We start from the raw sequence: 18506 nt of genomic DNA on the forward strand, positions 1-18506 counted from the left end.
AAAAAGAAGAAAAGATTCAGGCGGGCTTGAGCGTACCCGGGACGATTCTCGCGTCCCAGTCGCGCATCATCGACTGAATCTCCGGGTCGTTGCGGATCGCTTCCTCGGCCACGCGCTGGCGCTCGTCGGCCGCCTGCTTGTTGCGGCGCGCGGGGCTGTCGACCACGGCGCCGATCTCGATCGCGATTTTCACGCTGTGACCCAGCGCCGCGAGCGCAGCCTGCAGCTTCTCCCGGCTGCTCGTCTGGTTGAGCGATTCGCGCTCGACGCGCAGCAGCCACTGGTCGACATCGCGCGCCACCAGCTGCGACTGCAGCGCGAGTTCGCGCGCAAGCGCGGTGATCGCCTCGGCCGCGACCATCTGCGTCACGGTCGCATGCCAGAAGTCGCCCTCCTCGCTGGGCACGATCGGCGCCGATTCGCTTTCGCGCGGTGCTTCGCGTGCGCCGGGCGGCGGCTGCACCCGCACCTGCATGGCCATGACCTTCGCGGCAGGTGCCGGATCGGCAGCGGCCGCCGGCCTGGAGGCAGCCGTTGCAGAGAGCGAGGGTTCGTCCCGCACCGGCAGCCGCTGGCCGGGCGGCGCGACAGGGCCGGCAGTCGCCACGGCCGCAGCCACCGCAGGGCGTACCGCCTCGACGGGCGGCGCGCGAGGCGCGGGCGCTGCGGCGCGCGGCGCTTCATTCAGAGTTTTTTTTTCCGCGCCGGCCGCGCCGGTGGGCTTGAAGGCCAGGAGCCGCAGCAACACCATCGTGAGCGCTGCGTACTCATCGGGCGCCAGGCCCAGTTCGCCGCGGCCGTGCAGGCAGAGGCTGTAGAGCAGCTGCGTTTCGTCGACAGGCATCAATGCCGCCAGGCGCGCGGTCTCGGCCGCGTCGGGATCCGTCGCATCGTTGCTTTCTGCGCGCGAAGGCACGGCCTGCAGCACGGCCATGGCCTGCAGCACGGCGGTCATTTCTTCGAGCGTGGACGCGGCCGACATGCCGTCGCGGCGCAGCGCCTCGGCGGTGTCGACCACCGTCTTGCCGTCGCCCTGCGCCAGCGCCTCGATCAGGCGGAACACGTGGCCGCGGTCGACGCTGCCAAGCATCTGGCGCACGCCGGTCTCCAGCAGTTCGCCGTTGCCGAAAGCGATGGCCTGATCGGTCAGCGAAAGCGCGTCGCGCATCGAGCCGCGGGCGGCGCGCGCGATCAGGCGCAGCGCATGCGGTTCGGCCGGCACGGTCTCGGTCTGCAGCACGCGCGTGAGATGCTCGAGCACGGTTTCGGGCGCCATCGGCCGCAGGTTGAACTGCAGGCAGCGCGACAGCACGGTGACCGGCACCTTCTGCGGGTCGGTGGTGGCCAGCACGAACTTGAGGTATTCCGGCGGCTCTTCCAGCGTTTTCAGCATCGCGTTGAACGCATGGCCGGTGAGCATGTGCACCTCGTCGATCATGAAGACCTTGAAGCGTCCCTGCACCGGCTTGTAGACCGCCTGCTCCAGCAGGGCCTGGACCTCGTCGACGCCCCGGTTCGAGGCCGCATCGAGCTCGGTGTAGTCGACGAAGCGGCCGGTGTCGATGTCCTTGCAGGCCTGGCATACGCCGCAGGGCGTGGCGGTGATGCCGCCCTGCCCGTCCGGGCCCTGGCAGTTGAGCGATTTGGCCAGGATGCGCGAAACGGTGGTCTTGCCGACGCCGCGAGTGCCGGTGAACAAATAGGCGTGGTGCAGCCGCTGCGAGGTCAGCGCGTTTTCGAGCGCCTGAACGACATGTTCCTGGCCCACCATCTCGCTGAAAGTCTTGGGGCGGTGTTTGCGAGCGAGCACGAGATAGGCCATCGACGCATTTTAGGGGCCCCACCGGAGGCCAACGCCCGACCAGGCATAGGCCTTTTTACTTATAGATTTTCGCGGTTCCGCGCATAGCATGAAACGGCCCTTCGAGGAGACCGACATGCACACTGCGACCCACAAGGCCGCGCGCACTGCCGCGGCCAGGAAAGCACAGTCCGGCGATGCCGGGCTTCGCCGCTACTGCGTCCAGCCGGTGCAGGCGCCGCGGCAGTTCGACAGCAGCGTCTCCGCGGGCCGCGCCTCCGCCATCATCGCTTCGAGCAAGAAATGGGTGAACGGCACGCAACTCACCTACTACTGCTTCAAACGCGGCGACGCAGTGCCCGCCGCATGGCAGGGCAGCAACGAGGACACGGGGGTGGTCGACGAGTCCTTCGAGGCCTGGGCCAAGCTTGGCATCGGCATCGCCTTTCGGCGCGTCGAGGCGCCGGAAGACGCGACGGTGCGCATCGGCTTCGATGCGCAGGACGGCTCCTGGTCCTACGTCGGCCGCGATGTGCTCGGCATTCGCGACCCGCTGCAGCGCACGATGAATTTCGGCTGGCCGCTCACCACGCCCTATGGCCAGGACACGGCGCTGCACGAAATCGGCCACACGCTCGGTCTCGAGCATGAACATCAGAACCCCCATGCCGGCATCACCTGGAACCGCCAGGCAGTGATCGACTATTTCCAGGGCCCGCCGAACTTCTGGCAGGAGTCGCAGATCGAGTGGAACATCCTGCGCAAGATCCCGCAGGCCGAGGTCAAGGGCACGACCTGGGATCCGGACTCGGTCATGGAATACCAGTTCGAGCCCGGGCTCATCGATGCGCCGGCGCAGTACCAGGCCGGGCTCGTGCCCAAGGGCGGCTTGTCCTATGACGACAAGGCCTGGGTGGTGGAGACCTACCCCGGCGTCAGGGCCCCGGCGGTGTCGGCACTCAAGGTCGGGCTCTCGCAACTGCTCAAACTCAAGGCCGGCGAAACCCGCAACTTCGAACTCGTACCGACTCGCACGCGCACCTACAGCATCGGCACCTTCGGCACCTCCGACACGGTGCTGGTGCTGTTCGAGGTCACGCCGGCCGGCAACGTGCAGATCGCCGGCAACGACGACAGCGGCACCGACCTCAATGCGCGCGTCAGCATGCGCCTGCAAAAGGGCCGCCACTACCTGGTCGGCGTGCGTCTTTACTACGCCGACGCAGCGCTCGAGACTTCGCTGATGGTTTGGTGATTCATGGGGGTAACGGGCCCTGGCCTACAATCCTCGGTTGACGGGCCTCCCCGCATGGTGAAGTGGCCAACCGGGTCAGGTGGGGAACCAAGCAGCCCTAACTGCGTAGTCAGTGCCGGGGGTAAGGCTCGTCAACCTCACATCCAAGGAAACCGCATCGCCCTCAGGCGGCGGTTTCCGCCCGCGCGAGCTTGGCAAGAAGCGTGTCGGCGAGCGCCACCGTCTTGTGCTCCATGTTCGCGACGTGATAGCAGCCCAGCGCGCGCCCCTCGTAGCTGAGGGCCGCAATCGGGAAGTGGTGACCCAGCGCGGTCGCCGCATCGTGCAGGCATTCCGCGATCGACCGCAGGCCCTGCCGGGCATAACGCTTGTCGGACTTGCCGATGCTCACGCTGTAGTTGAAATATCTCTCTCTGATTTTTTGAATGTCGACCTGCGGGTACATGTTCTTTTTGTCAGGTTCAAGGAGCGTGGCATTGTCCGCGGCCCTGCAAACAAATGCACGTCAATCGGAAGTGTTCAGTTTCGTATTCCGGTACGACATCACGCCGCGCGCCGCCGCCACGCCGCTGGCCATCGAGGCAGTGAGCAGGTAGCCGCCGGTCGGCGCTTCCCAGTCGAGCATCTCGCCCGCGAAGAACACGCCGGGGAGCGCGCTGCCCATCAGGTGGGCATCGAGCGCGTCGAAGCGCACGCCGCCCGCCGTGCTGATCGCTTCATCGATCGGTCTGGTCGCAAGCAGACGAAGCGGCACCGCCTTGATCGTCTCGGCCAGCTTCTCGGGCGAATGCATCTGCTCGCGCGTGAGCACTTCGTGGAGCACACCGGTCTTGATGCCCTCGAGACCGAGCCGGCTCTTCAGATGGCTGGCGAGCGAACGCGCTCCGCGCGGATGCAGCACGGCGGTGCGCACCTGCTCGGCACTGCGATCGGGCAGCAGGTCGAGCAGCAAGGTGGCGCTGCCCTGCGCTGCGATCTCGTCGCGCAGCAACGCGGAGGCCGCGTAAACCAGGCTGCCTTCGACGCCGGTGGCGGTCGCGACGAATTCGCCCTTGCGCGCAAAGCGGCGGCCGCGAGCATCGGTGAAGGCGATCGCGACCGACTTGAACGGCATGCCGGCAAAGCGCTCGGCGAAATGCGCGGTCCAGACGGCATCGAAGCCGCAATTGGCCGGCGCGAGCGGCGCCACCGCCACGCCGCGCTCGCTGATCCACGGCACCCAGGCGCCGTCGGAGCCGAGTCGAGACCAGCTGGCACCACCGAGCGCCAGCACCACGGCTTCGGCCTGCACCTCGACCTCGCCGGCTGGCGTCGCGAAGCGCAGCGCGGTCGACGGCGACGCCGCGTCGGGCCAGCCCAGCCAGCGATGGCGCATGTGGAAACGCACGCCGGCCGCGCGCAGGCGATGCATCCACGCGCGCAGCAAGGGCGCGGCCTTCATGTCGGTGGGAAACACGCGCCCCGAGGTGCCGACGAAGGTTTCGATGCCGAGCCCGTGGACCCATTCGCGCAGCTGTTCGGGGCCGAAGCTGCGCAGCAGCGGCTCGATCTGCGCGCGGCGCTCGCCGAAGCGGCCGGCAAAACTGTCGAAGGGCTCGGAGTGCGTGAGGTTCAGGCCGCCGCGCCCCGCAAGCAGGAACTTGCGTCCGACCGAGGGCATGGCGTCGTAGAGATGCACTTCCACGCCCTGCGCGCTCAGCACTTCGGCCGCCATCAGCCCGGCCGGGCCGCCACCGACGACGGCGACCTTCTTTTCTTCTTGCGTCATTCGAGGGTCACCAGTTCGCCCTGCCCGGTGAGGAAGGCCGCACGCACGGTCTCGCCGGGATAGGCGCCCTGCACCGCTTCGCGGTAGCGCTGCAGCTGCGCGATCAGCGCAGCGTCGCGCTCCGGGCGGGCAGCGGATTTGTAATCGAGCACCCACCAGGTGCCGCTTTCGCGATGCTGCACCAGGCGATCAATGCGCAGCGTTTCCCCGCCGTGGATCAGCGTGATTTCGTTGCCATGCCAGTCGAGCGCCGCGGGGTCCCAGGCCCAGGCGCCCGCGCCCGAACGAATGCGTTGCGCCATCGTGGCCGCAGCACGCGCAGCGGCGGCGTCGAGTCCGAACTCGCGGCCCGCGGCGCGCACATGCGCCGACGGCAGCGGCGCGCCGGGCTGGGACCATTCGAGCAGGCGGTGCATGGCCTGGCCGAACGCCGAGGCGCGCGTGTCGGCGGCCGGCACCATGGGCTCGATGGATGGCGTGCGCTCGGCCATTGCAGTTAGCAGCGCAGGCAGCTTCAGCATGCCGAAAGTGGCGGGCGCGCGCGGAGCAGCGACGGGCACTGCGCCCGACACGTCGGCGATCGGCTCGCAACGTGACTCCAGGCGCGCCCACCAGCTCTGGGCATTCGGCCGCGCTGCGGTCACGGCCGACAGCGCGAGCTCGGTCCGCGCCCGCGTGGTCGCCACGTAGAGCGCGTTGATCTCCTCGCGGTGCCGGGCAGCCTGTTCTTCTGCAAGGTCGTCCACGGTGCATTCCGGCGGATTCTTTTCGCTTGCGACGAACACGAAGCGCTCGGGCGCCGCGGCATGGCCCGGCCATTTCACGAGCACGCCCATGGTCTGCGCGCGCTGGCTGGCCGCGTCGGTGTCGAGCAGCAGCACGAGCTCGGCTTCAAGCCCCTTGGCGCCATGGACCGTGAGAAGCTGCACCGCATCGGCCGCAGCGATCGACGGTGCACGCAAACCGCCGGCGCGCAGCGCGCGCACCAGCGCATAGGGCGTCGCGAAGCGCGCGCCGTCGAGTTCGAGCGATGCAGCCACCAGGCCGCGCAGATTGCTCAGCACCCCGGCGCGCAATGCGGCTGGTGCAGCAGCCGCGAACCTGGCCAGCACGTCGGCATCGTGGTAGATCGCGCTCAGCGCATCGTGCGGCGGCAATGCGGCCAGCCACTGCTGCCATTGCCGCAGGCGCGGACCGATGCCGGCCAGCGGCTCGGGCAGGTCGGGCGCCTGAAGCAGCTCGAACCAGCTCGCGGGCCGGGCGCGCTGGCGCAGCGCCAGCTGCACCAAGGCGTCGTCGTCGATGCTCCACAGCGGCGATTTCAGCGCGCGTGCGAGCGAGAGGTCGTGGTCCGGAGAGACCAGCGCATCGAGCAGCGCCACCATGTCCTGCACCTCGGGCGCGTCGTTGAGCTCGTTCTTCTCGGGCTGCTGCACCGCGATGTGCAGCTTGCGCAGTTCGTCCTGCAGCACGGCCAGCCGGCTGCGGCGGCGCGCCAGCACCATGATGCTGCTGGGTGCGAGCCCGCCCGCGATGCGCTCGGCGATCCAGCGGGCCGCCTGCTGGCATTCCTTCTGCAGCAGCCGCTCTTCCGGCAGCACGCGCGGGGTGTCGAGGCTATCGCGCCACTGCAGCGCGCCATGCTCGTCGAGGCCGTTGCCCTCATCGGCGGAAGCCACCGCGTCCCGCGCGATCGGCGGCAGCTTGCGCACCACGCCGGACACGCGCGATTCGGTCGTGTGGTCGCGGAAGCCGCCGAACTCGCCGGCCTGCTGCGCGTCCGTCATCACCGCGTTGACCAGGCCGACCACAGCCTGCGCATTGCGGTGCGTGTGGTCGCAGTTGAGCAGGTCGCCGCCGAGGCCCTGCTGGACGAACTGCTTGGCCGCGATGAACACCTGCGGCTCGGCGCGGCGAAAACGGTAGATGCTCTGCTTCGGATCGCCGACGATGAACACGCCGGGACGCCGCCCGCCGGCCCCCGCATAGCTGCCGAGCCAGCCATGGAGCGCCTGCCACTGCAGCGGATTGGTGTCCTGGAATTCGTCGACGAGCAGATGACGCACGCGCGCATCGAGGCGCTCCTGCACCCAGCCCCAGAGTTCCGAGTTGCCGAGCAGCAGATGAGCGGCCTGCTCGACGTCGTTCATGTCGACCCAGCCGTGCGCGGCCTTGACCTCGGCAAAGCAGCGAATCAGAAGCCGCGTCAGCCGTGCCATGCGCTGCTGGTACAGCCAGGCGGCGTGCTGGGCCCGTGCGGCGCAGTACTGCAGCGCGCGCTCCTGCGCCGCACGCACCTCCGCCAGGCCCGCGAGCTTCTCGCTGAACTTGCGCGGTTCGCCCTTGTGGGTGAGCAGCGCGTCGAGCACGCCTGCGGCGCGGCCCTCGGTCAGCGCCTGTTCGAGCTCGACGCCCTTCTGCGAAAAGGTCGGCGCGCTCGCGCGGCCCAGCGCGCGGGCAGCCGCCATCAGTGTGCTGCGAGAGGCCGGGTCGTGAAGCAGAACCTCGTCGGGCGAATCGGTGCTCTCGAACGCCGGATACATCACGCCCATCGGCACCACGGCCTCGTCGACCGCGTGATGCGCGTCGGCCAATGCGAATTCGACGCGCCGCGTGAGCGCATCGTCGAGCGCCTTGGCGGTCTGCGAACGGCCGTGCGTCGCAACCAGCGCGCGGTAGTCGGCGGAGGCCTCGGCGTTCGCCGCCACGGCCGAGAAGAAGGGGCGCCAAACGCGCGCGCGCGCCTCGGCATCGTCTTCGAGCAGCTGGTAGTTGGCCGGCAGCCGGAGTCGTTCGAGCACCGCCACCGGAGCGCTGCGCAACAGGCCGGCGAACCAGGCATGGAAGGTGCGGAACTGCACCGGCCGGCCGCTCGACAGCAGCTCGCGGTAGAGCCCCTGGAGCCGCGGTGCGCCGGCTTCGGCAGCCGCGCGGTCCATGCCGCGCATCACGAGCTCGGGCACGAGTTGTTCCAGCGGACATTCGGCAAAGGCCTCCAACCATTGGTCCAGCCGCTCGCGCATCTCGCCGGCCGCCTTCTTCGTGAAGGTGATCGCGAGGATCTCGTGCGGCGCGCAGGCGCCCTCTCCTTCCTCTAGCAGGGCGCGCAGGATGCGCGATACCAGCATCCAGGTCTTGCCCGCGCCGGCGCACGCCTCTACCGCAACCGAGCGGCGCGGGTCGCAGGCGATCGCGTAGAAACGTTCGCGCGCAACGGGGGCGCCGTTGTGTTCGTAGGCGGCAATGCTCATCCCGCCAGCTCCCAGAAATCCTTGCGGCACAGGCCGCGCGCCGTGCAGTGTTCGCAGACCGTGCCTTCGCCGAGCGCGGGCAATGCGGCGCCGCGGCCGATGCGTGCGAGGTCGTCCATCACGCCGGTCACCAGCGCGTCGCGCGCGGCGATCACGTCGGTCTGCTCGACGGTGCGCGTGCCGGAGGCTTTCTCGCCGACGTTGACGTAGGCGGCACGCAGGCTGTCGTCGGGGAAGAGCGCGGCGTAGAAGGCGAGCTGGGTGTCTTCGATCGGGTCCTTGACGCGATCCCTTGTCTTGTCGACGGACTCGGTCTTGTAGTCGATCACGAAGGCCCGTCCATCGGGCGTGGCATCGACGCGGTCGAGGCGCCCGACCAGTTTCACGCTGCCCAGCGCAACCTCCTTCCACGGCTCGGCCTCGACGAACACGGCGCCTTCGCCGGCCTCGTGCCCGGCCAGCCAGGCCAGGTAGCCGTCGCGCACCGCAGGCCAGGCCGCGGCGAAAGGAAGGAACTCGGCCTCCGAGAGGCCGAATTCGCGCGTCGCCTCCTGCTCCGCGAGGGCCATCAGCGCGAGCCTGGCGGGCAGCTCGGCGGTCGGCGCTTCTTTCAAGGCCTCATGGAAATGGCCCAGCACCGCGTGCAACCAGTTGCCGAAATCGCGCTTGTCGACTTCCGCATCGAGCTCGTCGCTGCTGCGCAAGCCGAGCTGGCGCAGCGCAAAGAAACGGTAGGGGCAGCGGCGCAGATCCTCGTAAGCCGTCGACGACAGCGTGGCGGGCACGAGCGCATCGCCGTGCGGCTGCGGCCGCGGTGTCGGTCGCGCGGCCACTTGCACCGGCGTGCGCGGGTCATCGGCGTCGGCCGCCGACTGGTCGAGATGCAGCATCTGCACGAGCGCGCTGGGGCGCACGGGTTCGCCGCTGGCATCGAACTGCCGCCACAGCAGATCGCAGTACGGCGCACGCAATGCAATGGCCCACGCGGCGCGCTGGGCGGCCTCCAGCGCTTCGCGCGACGACAGCGCGAGCGCGAGGCGCTGCGCCGGATTCCAGTCGCCGGGCGGCTCGGGCGACGCGGGCAGGCGCTGGTCGTCGCAACCCGGCACCACGACGGCACCGAAGGTGCGGCCCAGCAACTGGTGCAACGGCAGGACCACAACCTGCGGCGAATCCGCGTCGGACGGCAGGCGCACGCTGGCGGCTTCGAGCACGTCGCGCACCCAGGCGGTGAACTCTGCCAGGGTGCAGCGCGCACCGCGAATCTCCCCTTCGTCGGCATCCAGATAGAGCGCCGCGATGACTTCGATGCCGACCACGTCGCCATGCAGCGCGGCCCACTGGCCGCCGGCTTCGAGCAGCGCGCGCGTGGAGGCGAGCCATTCGGCAAGCGGTCGGGTGCGGGCCAGCGCCGAGCGTTGGGCTTCGACGTCGTTGGTGAAAGGCAGCAGGCCCAGGTCCTGCGGCTTCTCGCTCGCCGCAACGAAGGCGCACCAGCTGTGCCAGTCGCGCATGCCGCGATCGCGCAGACGTGCCTCCAGCGCCCGGACCGAACGGCCGTCGAGGACGCTGGCGCTCTTGAGCCAATCGAGCACCTGGTCGCTGGAGGCATCGTGGGCGCAGGCGCGCAGAGCGCTCATCAGGGTGGCAGCCGCGCGCGTGGTCGAGAGCTTCCAGCCGGTTTCATCGCGCGGCGCTACCCCCTGCGCGGCCAGCTGGGCGCTGATGCGGCGCGTGAGCGCACGGTCGGTGGCTACCAGCGCCACGGGCGCACGCCCCTCGGCCAGGTGGCGCAGCACGCAGGCCGCGGCACGCTGGGCCTCGTCTTCGGGGTCGGCCGCGCGATGCAGGGCCGCAGTGCACGCGGGCGCGTCCAGCGTCGCCAGCGGAAAGTGCAGTACGCGCTCGCCGAACAGCGCCGCGAGCTTGTTCGTGAGCGGATCGCTTTGCAGGCCGTCGAGCACGATCAACTGGTCGACCTGGGCCAGCGCGCCGCCGCCCAGCAGCACGTCGGTCGCATAACCGGAGCTGGCAGCCCAGGCGAGCGCGATGCCGTTCAACGCGCTCTCGATGTCGAACCACTCCGAGCCCCTGCCGGCATCGATGGCGCCTCGCACGCGCTGGGCCCAGGCCGCGCGTTCGTCCGGATGTTCGGCCGCGGCCAGCGGCGCGAGCTGCAGCGCGATCTCGACCAGCCGGCCCGCCAGCGCGATGCGCGATGCCGCAAAGCCCGCGCGGGACAGCAGCGACTGCGCCGTGAGCAGGTCGCGCGCCATGTCGAAGGCGATGTCGTCCACGGCGGGCACGAAGCCGCCGGCGCTGCGCGCCCAGTTGCGCGTGGTCTCGAAGCGCGGTGCGAAGCCCGGCGTGCCGCACGCGGCCCACATGGCGCGCGCCACCTGCATCAATTGCGCGTAGGGCACCAGCACCACGGTGCGCGCGGCATGCAATCCGCGCTCGGCCAGCATGCGCGCGATCCGGCCGACGAGGCCATCGGCCGGGTCGCACCAAAGCGCGTGCGCGGGATGGCGCTCAGAGGACTGCATCGGATGTTGGTGTAGGGCTTTGGCTATCGAGGCCATAGCGTCCGCGCCGACCACGCCGGCACTTGGTTTCTGTCACAATGACCCGCACTTTAGCTGCACCGAAACTTTCAGCGCAGAAGGACACACCCATGGCCAGCGAACTCATCAAACACATCTCCGACTCTTCTTTCGAAGCCGACGTGCTCAAGTCCGGCAAGCCCGTGCTGGTGGACTACTGGGCCGAATGGTGCGGCCCCTGCAAGATGATCGCGCCCATCCTCGACGAGGTCTCCAACACCTACGAAGGCAAGCTGCAGGTCGCCAAGATGAACGTGGACGAGAACCGCGACATCCCCGCCAAGTTCGGCATCCGCGGCATCCCCACGCTGATGCTGTTCAAGGACGGCCAGCTGGCCGCGACCAAGGTCGGCGCGATGAGCAAGGCTCAGCTCACCGCCTTCATCGACCAGCAGCTCGCCTGAGCGTTGATTCCCGGCTGCCTGCGCGCAATGCGCCGGCAGCCTCGTTTTTCCTGTCATAATCCTCGCAGATCACCGGCCCTTCCAGGCACCCGGTTCGAGTTCCCCGGTTTGTGAGGCATCTCTCGCCTCTCCTCAAACCTCCCCCCTGGTTCTTTCCGACAAGATTTCCCCGCACGGGGTCATTCCATGCACTTAAACGAACTCAAGGCACTCCACGTGTCCGAAGTCCTCAAGCAGGCCGAAGCGCTTGAGATCGAAAACGTCGGCCGCATGCGCAAGCAGGAGCTGATGTTCGCGATCATCAAGAAGCGCGCGAAGGCCGGCGAACAGGTTTTCGCCGACGGCGTGCTCGAGATCCTGCCCGACGGCTTCGGCTTTCTGCGCAGCCCCGACACCAGCTTCACGGCCAGCACCGACGACATCTACATCTCGCCGAGCCAGGTGCGCCGCTTCAACCTGCACACCGGCGACATGATCGAAGGCGAGGTGCGCACGCCCAAGGACGGCGAACGCTACTTCGCGCTGACCAAGCTCGACAAGGTCAACGACGGCCTGCCCGAGCAGAACAAGCACAAGGTGATGTTCGAGAACCTCACGCCGCTGTTCCCCAAGGAACTGATGCGGCTCGAGCGCGACGGCTTCAAGGGCGAAGAGAACATCACCGGCCGCATCATCGACATCATTGCGCCGATCGGCAAAGGCCAGCGCGCGCTGCTGGTGGCGCCGCCCAAGAGCGGCAAGACGGTCATGATGCAGCACATCGCGCATGCGATCAGCGCCAACTATCCCGAGGTCCACATGATGGTGCTGCTCGTCGACGAGCGGCCCGAGGAAGTGACCGAGATGCAGCGCACCGTGAAGGGCGAGGTCATCGCCTCGACCTTCGACGAGCCCGCTGCGCGCCACGTGCACGTGGCCGAGATGGTGATCGAGCGCGCCAAGCGCCTGGTCGAACTCAAGAAGGACGTGGTGATCCTGCTCGACTCGATCACCCGCCTCGCCCGCGCCTACAACAACGTCGTGCCCTCGTCGGGCAAGGTGCTGACCGGCGGCGTGGACTCCAACGCGCTGCAGCGTCCCAAGCGTTTCCTCGGCGCCGCGCGCAACGTGGAGGAAGGCGGCTCGCTCACCATCATCGGCACCGCGCTGATCGATACCGGCAGCCGCATGGACGAAGTGATCTTCGAAGAGTTCAAGGGCACCGGCAACTCCGAAATCCACCTGGACCGCCGCCTCTACGAGAAGCGCGTGTTTCCCTCGATCCAGCTCAACCGCAGCGGCACCCGCCGCGAAGAACTGCTGCTGCCGCCCGAAATCCTGCAGAAGACCCGCATCCTGCGCCAGCTCATGTACAACATGGACGAAATCGAGGCGATGGAGCTCATGCTGAAGAACATGAAGGCGACGAAAACGAATGTCGAGTTCTTCGACATGATGCGTCGCGGCGGCTGATCCCCTTCAGCCCACCGCCAGGGCCCGTCCTTCGGCGGCGCTCTGGCGGCCCAGGTCGAGCAGTTCCATGAGCTCGACCGCCTGCTCGGGCGGCACCGGGTTCGGGCCCTGACCCAGAATCGCGTCGCGCACCGCGGCGTAGTAGGCGACATAGTTTCCAGGCAGCGCCGGTACCTTGCGCGTCATGGCATGGCCGTCATCGGCCGGCACGGTGAGCTCGCCGACGAGCGCATCTGCGCCCCACCCTTCGCCGCCCGGACGTCCGCCGATTCGCAATGCATCCTCCTGCGGATCTACCCCCCGTTTGACATAGCTGGCGCGCGTACCGTGCACGATGTAGCGCGGCGCCGCATGGGCCGCCAGCGTGGTCGCGTGCAGCACGACGCGCAAGGGCGCGGGCGCGCCACTCTCGTAGCGCAGCACCGCATGGAAATAGTCCTCGACCAGCGCCCCGTCGCGCAGCGCCGCGGTGTCGAGTTGCAGCGTGTCGGGCCGGCCGAAGAGCCGAACCGCTTGATCGACCAGGTGAGAACCGAGATCCACCCACAGGCCCGCCCCCGGCACCGGCTGTTCGCGCCAGCGCTCGCGCACCTGAGGCCGGAAGCGGTCGAAGTGCGACTCGAAGTAGACCGGCCGGCCCAGCTCGCCGCTCGCAAGCAGCCCCTGCAGCGTCAGGAAGTCCGAATCGAAGCGGCGGTTCTGGTAGACGGACAGCAAGCGGCCCTTGCGCTGCGCCAGTTCTGCCAGCTCGCGGGCCTGGGCCGCATCGAGCGTGAAGGGCTTGTCGACCACCACATGCTTGCCCGCGGCAAGCGCCGCCCTGGCCAGCGGGTGGTGCTGCGCATTGGGCGCGGCGATCACCACCAGGTCGATGTCGGCGCGGCCCAGCAAGGCCGCCACGTCGGGCACCACGTCGACGCCGGGCCAATCGGCATGGACCTTGTGCGGCTGGGAACTGGCCACCGCGCCCAGCTGGAGGCCCGGAACGGCCGACAGAACCGGTGCATGAAAGGTCTGGCCGGCGAAGCCAAAGCCGACGAGGCCGGCGCGCAAGGGGCGGGAGTTCATGGGAAAAGGGGGTCTGGCACTATGAACGCCCAGTATGCGATAATTGCGGGCTTAGCGAAAAGTGCAGCCCGGCGCCGTGCCGGGGGAGTTTCCGAACTCTTAGCGGAACTTCACGTGGCTCTCGCATCGACCAAAGGAAAGATCATGAAAGAAGGCATTCACCCGAACTACCGCGAAATTCTGTTCGTCGACCTGTCGAACGGCTTCGAGTTCGTGACCCGTTCGTGCGCGAACACCAAGGAAATGGGCAAGACCAAGGACGGTCGCGAATTGCCTCTCTTCAAGCTCGACACCTCGAGCGAATCGCACCCCTTCTACACCGGCACACAGAAGTCGGTCGACAACATGGGCGGCCGCGTCGAGAAGTTCCGCAACCGCTTCGGCAAGACCACCGGCGCCGCCTCCAAGTAAGGCAGGCACTTCCAGGTCGAGGGCAGCCCGGTTTACCGCGCTGCCCTTTTTCTTTCCTTCCAACCACTTCACCCTCCGTTGAACCAGCCGACGCCAGCGATCGTTGCACAGAGCGCCGTACGCCGCCTGCCGCGCCTTGCGCTGCTGCTGCTGTGCGCGGCCTACCTGATGCCCGGCCTGCTGGGTCGCGGACCCTGGAAGAGCGCCGACATCGCCGCCTTCGGCTACATGGCCGAACTGGCGCGCAGCGCCGAGGGCCTGGCGCGCTGGTTCGACCCGATGCTGCTCGGGCTGCGGCCCGAGACGCCCGCCCTGATCCCCTACTGGATCGGCGCCTGGGCGATCAAGATCGCACCGTCATGGGTGCATCCCGACCTTGCAGTGCGCATCGCCTTCGCCCTCCTGCTCTGGGGCACTTTCACGGCGACCTGGTATGCGGTCTACTACCTCGCCCGCACGACGCAGGCGCAGCCGGTGGCCTTTGCCTTCGGCGGCGAGGCGCGCCCCACCGACTACGCGCGCGCCATCGCGGACGGTGCGCTGCTGGCGCTGATCGCCTGCCTCGGGCTCGCCCAGCTGGGGCATGAAACCACGCCTGCGCTGGCCCAGCTTTTCTTCACCTCGCACCTGTTCTATGGCGTCGCAGCGCTGCCCTACCGCCGTGTCGGCCCCCTGATCGCGCTGGTGATCGGCAGCGTCGGCATGACCCTGGGCGGCGGGCCGACCGTCGGGCTGGCGCTGGGCATCGGCTGCGTGGTCTTGCTCGCCGCCGAACGCCGGCGTGGCCCGGAGACCACGCCGGACGACGAGCCCACGTATTCCACCGGCGCGATCGCGTCGATCTTTGGCGCCACGGTGTTGGCCGGGCTGCTGGCCGCCTGGCTGGGCCTTCTGCAATGGAAGATCGAACTGCCAGGGAGTCAGCCCGGAACCAGCGTCTTCGGCGAGCTGCGCAGCCAGGCCAAGCTGCTGCTGTGGTTCACCTGGCCGGCCTGGCCGCTCGCGCTGTGGACGCTGTGGCGCTGGCGCCGGCAGCTTACGGCTCGCCATGTCGCGCTGCCCTTGTGGTTTGCGCTGGTGCCGCTGGCCGCGACCTGGACCACCAGTTTTTCCGAGCGCTCGCTGCTGCTGGCCTTGCCCGCCTTCGCGACGCTGGCGGCCTTTGCACTGCCGACCTTCAGGCGCAGCGTCGCGGCGCTGATCGACTGGTTCACGCTGCTTTTCTTCAGCGGCTCGGCGATCATCATCTGGGTGATCTGGGTCGCGATGCAGACCGGCGTGCCCTCCAAGACGGCAGCCAACGTGGCGAAACTGGCGCCCGGCTTCGTGCCCGAGTTCTCGGCGGTCGCCTTCGTGTTCGCACTGGCCGCGACGCTGGCCTGGGCCTGGCTCGTCCGCTGGCGTACCGGCCGGCATCGGGCGGCACTCTGGAAGACGCTGGTACTGCCGGGCGGCGGCGCGGCGCTGTGCTGGATGCTGCTGATGACGCTGTGGCTGCCGGTGCTCGACTACGCGCGCAGCTATGTGCCCCAGGTGCGCGCCATTTCGGAACGGGTCGGCCAGCCGGTATGCATCTCTGAGATCGCGCTGAGCCGGCCCCACATCGCGGCGCTGCGCCATCACGGCCAGTTCAACCTGCAGCCGCTGACCGGGTCCCAGACCTGCCCCTGGCTGCTGGCGAGCCCGGAGGCGATCGGGCGCCTGCACAAGATCGTGAACCTCGAAGGCTGGCGCTTCATCGGCACGCTGCGCCGCCCGACCAGCGCGAGCGACGACCTGCTGCTCTACCAAAGAATCAATCCTTGACGAGCGAACGGCGGGTGATCGCACGGCACGCCGCAACCGTGCTGGTCGGCCAGCTGGCGGTGATGGCTTTCGGCGTCACCGACACCATCGTCGCCGGCCGCTATGCCGAAGGCGCGCTCGCGGCGCTCTCGGTGGGCTCGGCGATCTTCATCAGCGTCTTCGTCTCGCTGATCGGCATGCTGCAGGCCCTGCTTCCGGTGTGGGCCGAGCTGCACGGCGCGCAGCGCACGGCCGAGGTCGGCCGCTCGGTGCGGCAGTCGCTCTACCTGTGCGGCCTCGCCATCGTGCTCGGCATGGCGGTGCTGCTGTACCCGACGCCGCTGCTGCGCTGGGCCGAGGTGCCGCTGGCCATGCGCGCCGACGTCGAAGCCTACCTGTGCGTACTCGCCTTCGCCCTGCCCCCGGCACTGCTGTTTCGCCTGTTCAGCACGCTGAACCAGAGCCTGGGCAAGCCCCAGCTCGTGACTTGGCTGCAGCTGGGCTCGCTGTGTCTGAAGCTGCCGCTGTCGATCTGGTTCACCTTCGGCGGCGCCGGCTGGCCTGCGATGGGCCTGGTGGGCTGCGGCTGGGCCACGCTGGTGGTGAACTGGGCGATGCTCGCCTGCGCGATCTGGCTGCTGCGCAGCCAGCCCCTTTACCGCGAGTACCGCTTCTGGCGGCGCATCGAGGCGCCCGACTGGCGCCAGATCGGCCAGTTCGCCCGGCTCGGCATCCCGGCTGGACTGGCGGTGCTGGTCGAGGTGACCTCCTTCACGCTGATGGCGCTGTTCATCGCGCGCCTGGGCACGGCCGCATCGGCGGCCCACCAGATTGCGTCGAATCTCACGGCCGTCGCCTACATGGTGCCCCTGTCGCTCGCCATCGCCACCAGCGCACGCGTGAGCTTTTGGCTCGGCGCCGGCGACGCCGCGCTGGCGCGCCGCGCATGCGTCAAAGGCTTCGAGCTGACAGTTGTCTGCGCGCTGCTGTTCGCAATGGCCATGGCAACGCTGCGATGGCAATTGTCCGAGGTCTATTCCGGCAATCCCGCCGTGGTGGCGCTCGGCGCCACGCTGTTGCTGGCCACGGCGGCCTACCATTTCGTGGATGCGCTGCAGACGCTGTGCGTCTTCGTGCTGCGCTGCTACCGGGTCACGGTGATGCCGCTGGTCCTCTACTGCGCGCTGCTCTGGGGCGTGGGGCTCGGCGGCAGTTATCTGCTGGCCTATCGCGGCATCGGGCCCTGGCCCGCCATGCAGTCGCCGCTGGCGTTCTGGCTCATGAGCGCGCTGGCCCTGGCGCTCACCGCGGCGCTGTTTCTCGCGCTGCTCGGGTCGACGCTCAGGCGACGGCGCTGAGCGCGGCCGTCTGCCGCAGGCGCGTGACCGGGAACACGAGCGCGAAGCGCGAGCCCTTGCCCACCGCGCTCTCGATGCGCAGCTCGGCACCATGGCGCTGCGCGACGTGCTTCACGATCGCCAGGCCGAGCCCGGTGCCGCCGGTTTCGCGCGAGCGGCTGCGATCGATGCGGTAGAAGCGCTCGGTCAGCCGCGGAATGTGCTCGGCCGCGATCCCCGGCCCGCTGTCGCGCACCGCGTATTCGCCCCGGCCGTCGGGCAGGAGGCGCCAGCTCACCGCCACCTCGCCGCCGCCGGGCGTGTAGCGGATGGCATTGCTCAGCAGGTTCGACATCGCGCTCTGCAGCTCGGTCGGGGCGCCGGCGATCTCGGAATCGACCTCCACCGAGAAGGACAGGCAATGGCCCTGCGATGCCAGCCGGCTCGACAGGCCCCGGCCCTCGTCCTCGCACTGCGCCATCAGCGCCCGCACGCGGGTCCAGCGGGTGGCCGGCGGCGCCGCGCTGCCTTCGAGGCGCGACAGGGTCAGCAGGTCGTTGACCAGTGTCTCCATGCGGTGCGACTGCTGGCCCATGAGCGCCAGATAGCGGGCGCGCTCCTCGGCATCGAGCGGCAGGTTCTGCAAGGTCTCGACGAACCCGGCGAGCACGGTGAGCGGCGTGCGGATCTCGTGCGAGACGTTGGCGACGAAATCGCGCCGCATGGCCTCAGCCTGCTCCAGCGAGGTGATGTCGCGCGTGAGCAGCATGCGGCGATTGCCGGCATAGGGATGGACCTGCACCGACAGTCGGATCGGATGGCCGCGATGCATTCCGACTTGCGACGGCGCGTCGATCACCACGTCGCGGCTGTAGTTCCAGGAGGCGAGATAGGCCACGAACGCCGGATCGCGCACCAGGTTCGCGAGGTGCTGCAGCAGGTCGCGATCGGCGTCGATGCCGAACTGCCCGGCGGCCGTCTGGTTGCACCATTCGATGCGCCCCTGTTCGTCGAGCAGCACCACGCCGTTGGGAGAAGCCTGGATCGCGGCCAGAAACTCCTGCAGACGGTCTTCGGCCTGCCGGGCCTGCTGCTCCCGCGTGCGCAGCAGCTTGCGGATGCGTTCGGCCAGCTCGCCCCAGACGCCGGGGCCGCGCGACGGCAGGCCCGTCGCGTCGTTGCGCAACACATGCAACAGCTGCTGCGCGCGCCAGGCGTCGAGCACCAGCCACAGCACCGCCCCGAGCCATGCGCCCAACCACAAAAAGCGCCAGCCGAAAGGCACCGCGGCAGCAGTGCCCCCGATCAAGGAGGCCATCAGAAAAGTTGCGATACGAAACGGCATTCCGGCCCATTATCCCGCCGGGCCCT

General features: G+C 68.7%; 13 protein-coding genes and 1 other RNA gene. 7 read left to right on the top strand and 7 right to left on the bottom strand.

The window, feature by feature from the left end; all coding sequences use genetic code 11:
* Positions 1-16: 16 nt before the first annotated feature.
* Positions 17-1822 carry a DNA polymerase III subunit gamma/tau gene (dnaX, locus tag ACSQ89_RS15450; RefSeq protein ID WP_436290206.1) on the bottom strand — a complete coding sequence of 602 codons (1806 nt, stop codon included), beginning with the start codon at positions 1820-1822 and terminating at the stop codon, positions 17-19.
* 115 nt (positions 1823-1937) lie between these two features.
* Between dnaX and ACSQ89_RS15455 the strand changes: the two genes are divergently transcribed.
* Both ACSQ89_RS15455 and ffs read left to right on the top strand, forming a co-directional pair.
* Positions 1938-3056 (top strand): M12 family metallopeptidase, encoded by a 1119-nt coding sequence (locus ACSQ89_RS15455; RefSeq protein ID WP_436290205.1) that lies wholly within the window; start codon positions 1938-1940, stop codon positions 3054-3056.
* 39 nt (positions 3057-3095) lie between these two features.
* Positions 3096-3192: signal recognition particle sRNA small type (gene ffs / locus ACSQ89_RS15460), an RNA gene on the top strand.
* Positions 3193-3219: 27 nt separating this feature from the next.
* Here the strand turns inward: ffs and ACSQ89_RS15465 are convergent.
* The 4 genes from ACSQ89_RS15465 to ACSQ89_RS15480 are packed head-to-tail and all read right to left on the bottom strand — an operon-like array spanning position 3220 to position 10621.
* Positions 3220-3501: a hypothetical protein gene (locus tag ACSQ89_RS15465; RefSeq protein WP_436290204.1), complete on the bottom strand. Its 282-nt coding sequence runs from the start codon at positions 3499-3501 to the stop codon at positions 3220-3222.
* A 60-nt stretch (positions 3502-3561) separates the two neighbouring features.
* Positions 3562-4824 carry a TIGR03862 family flavoprotein gene (locus tag ACSQ89_RS15470; RefSeq protein WP_436290203.1) on the bottom strand — a complete coding sequence of 421 codons (1263 nt, stop codon included), beginning with the start codon at positions 4822-4824 and terminating at the stop codon, positions 3562-3564.
* The gene (locus ACSQ89_RS15475) at positions 4821-8075 is read right to left on the bottom strand and encodes a UvrD-helicase domain-containing protein (RefSeq protein ID WP_436290202.1); all 3255 of its coding nucleotides are present in this window, start codon (positions 8073-8075) and stop codon (positions 4821-4823) included. The genes ACSQ89_RS15470 and ACSQ89_RS15475 overlap by 4 nt, the downstream gene beginning before the upstream one ends.
* Positions 8072-10621 carry a PD-(D/E)XK nuclease family protein gene (locus ACSQ89_RS15480; protein ID WP_436290201.1) on the bottom strand — a complete coding sequence of 850 codons (2550 nt, stop codon included), beginning with the start codon at positions 10619-10621 and terminating at the stop codon, positions 8072-8074. Before ACSQ89_RS15480 ends, ACSQ89_RS15475 begins: the two co-directional genes overlap by 4 nt.
* A 77-nt stretch (positions 10622-10698) precedes the next feature.
* Here ACSQ89_RS15480 and trxA point away from each other — a divergent pair, with 77 nt between their 5' ends.
* Together trxA and rho are read left to right on the top strand one after the other, a co-directional pair.
* Entirely contained in the window at positions 10699-11082 is a 384-nt protein-coding gene (trxA, locus tag ACSQ89_RS15485; protein WP_436290200.1) for a thioredoxin TrxA, read from the top strand.
* Positions 11083-11268: 186 nt separating this feature from the next.
* On the top strand, positions 11269-12534 hold the full coding sequence (gene rho / locus ACSQ89_RS15490) for a transcription termination factor Rho (RefSeq protein WP_093108876.1): 1266 nt from the start codon (positions 11269-11271) through the stop codon (positions 12532-12534).
* Between the two features lie 6 nt (positions 12535-12540).
* On the opposite strand, the gene ACSQ89_RS15495 is transcribed toward rho, so the two are convergent.
* Positions 12541-13602: an oxidoreductase gene (locus tag ACSQ89_RS15495; RefSeq protein WP_436290199.1), complete on the bottom strand. Its 1062-nt coding sequence runs from the start codon at positions 13600-13602 to the stop codon at positions 12541-12543.
* 144 nt (positions 13603-13746) lie between these two features.
* Here ACSQ89_RS15495 and ACSQ89_RS15500 point away from each other — a divergent pair, with 144 nt between their 5' ends.
* The 3 genes from ACSQ89_RS15500 (at position 13747) to ACSQ89_RS15510 (ending at position 17156) form a co-directional block, all read left to right on the top strand.
* The gene (locus tag ACSQ89_RS15500) at positions 13747-14013 is read left to right on the top strand and encodes a type B 50S ribosomal protein L31 (RefSeq protein WP_436290198.1); all 267 of its coding nucleotides are present in this window, start codon (positions 13747-13749) and stop codon (positions 14011-14013) included.
* A 78-nt stretch (positions 14014-14091) separates the two neighbouring features.
* Positions 14092-15819: a hypothetical protein gene (locus ACSQ89_RS15505; RefSeq protein WP_436290197.1), complete on the top strand. Its 1728-nt coding sequence runs from the start codon at positions 14092-14094 to the stop codon at positions 15817-15819.
* The gene (locus ACSQ89_RS15510; protein WP_436290196.1) at positions 15816-17156 is read left to right on the top strand and encodes an MATE family efflux transporter; all 1341 of its coding nucleotides are present in this window, start codon (positions 15816-15818) and stop codon (positions 17154-17156) included. Before ACSQ89_RS15505 ends, ACSQ89_RS15510 begins: the two co-directional genes overlap by 4 nt.
* Here ACSQ89_RS15510 and phoR read toward each other — a convergent pair.
* Positions 17140-18480 carry a phosphate regulon sensor histidine kinase PhoR gene (gene phoR, locus ACSQ89_RS15515; protein ID WP_436290195.1) on the bottom strand — a complete coding sequence of 447 codons (1341 nt, stop codon included), beginning with the start codon at positions 18478-18480 and terminating at the stop codon, positions 17140-17142. The two genes, ACSQ89_RS15510 and phoR, sit on opposite strands and share 17 nt — an antisense overlap.
* Between the last annotated feature and the right edge of the window lie 26 nt (positions 18481-18506).

It is taken from the genome of Variovorax sp. LjRoot175 (genome assembly GCF_964253805.1).
Lineage (GTDB): Bacteria > Pseudomonadota > Gammaproteobacteria > Burkholderiales > Burkholderiaceae_C > Variovorax.